At 48.0% G+C, this 1,463-nt stretch carries 1 protein-coding gene; it reads right to left on the minus strand.

The window, feature by feature from the left end:
• Positions 1–1,463: anaerobic C4-dicarboxylate transporter (locus Q0340_RS00050; RefSeq protein WP_298081643.1), on the minus strand; the 1,463-nt coding region annotated here is incomplete at both ends.

Consider the following 1,463-nt stretch of genomic DNA (forward strand, 5'->3'; position numbering starts at 1 on the left):
TGAGCGGTCGAACTGGATCGCCGCAAGGTCGCTCGGATAGGTAGGTAGGATATAGTATCCGTAGCAAGCCGGCGCGAATGCGATGATCAGACCCGGATCGATACCGATGGTAACGGCGAGCGGAACAAAGGTCGCAACGGCGGCCGCCTGGGAATTAAGAAATTTGCTGATTAGCAGCGAAACTAGAATATAAGTCCACGGGTAGGCCTTGACAACCTCTCCCAAAGACGCCTTAAGCATCTCGATATGGGCGGTAAACATCGTCTCCGCCATCCATGAAATTCCATAGATCGCCACGAGCGCAACCATACCGCTGTGGAAAATTTCGTTTTTGGCGATACTGCCCGCTTTTATGCCCGAAGCGATCATCATAATGGACGCCGCTAGAAGCATGAAAATTTGAATGGTAAGAACCATATTTAAATTTGCGGTTTTTTTCATAGTATCTTTTACGACGATGCTTGCGTTTGCGATACTCTCGCTCTTATCGCCTGCGGTGATTACGACGTTTCCGTCCTGAGCAACGATGCTTTGGGTAAGCTTCTTATCTTTGTCGTAAATTTCGACGCTGTTAAATTTAGTAGCGTCTTTGGCTTTGGACTCTTTGACGTTTGAGATTACCTTGCCGCCATCTACCGTGGAGACGACCTGGCCGTCTTTGATCGTGATATTTTTGACATCTTTTTTATCCACTACGATCTCTACAGATTTGCCCGGTGCGTTATTCGTCCATGCGGGGCGGAACTGCTTGTAGTATCCTAAGACCGCAACCAGCGCGATAGTGGCTAAAAATATCCACATACATACCCATTTAATGGTAGCTAGCTTCTGTCCAAGCAGAGTAGTGCTTTCGCCGTAGATATATTTTTTCTGCTCCGGATCTTTGATCTTTTCTTGGAATTCAGGGTCTTTATCCAGATCTTTGCCTCTAAAGATCGACCACGTTCCGATTACGAGCATTCCGATAAAAGTAGAAGGGATGGTAAGCTTAAGTAGATCCAAATAGCTGCTAAAGCCCTCGATATGCACGCCTTGACCTAGCAAGATCGCAACCATCGAAACTCCCGCTACTGAAACGGGGCTAGCGATGATGGCAAGCTGCGATGAGATCGTAGATGCAGCCATCGGGCGCTCAGGGCGGACATTGTTTTTAATCGCTACGTCGTAGATAATCGGAAGCAGCGTATAGACGGTGTGTCCCGTTCCGCATAAAATCGTAAGCGTCCACGCAACCATAGGAGCGATGATACATATAAATTTAGGATGCTTTCTAAGAAGCTTCTCGGCAAGCTGAAGCATAACGTCAAGTCCGCCCGTAGCCTGTAGCGTCGCACTCGCTACGACGACGGCCAGGATGGTAAGGATAACGTCAACAGCGGGCTTTCCGGGTTGAAGCTTAAAACCGAATACCAAAATTACAAGTCCTATGCCGCCTAAAATTCCAAGGGCCATACCGCCCTTTT

The sequence above is a fragment of the uncultured Campylobacter sp. genome (assembly GCF_938045595.1).
Taxonomy (GTDB): Bacteria; Campylobacterota; Campylobacteria; order Campylobacterales; family Campylobacteraceae; genus Campylobacter_B.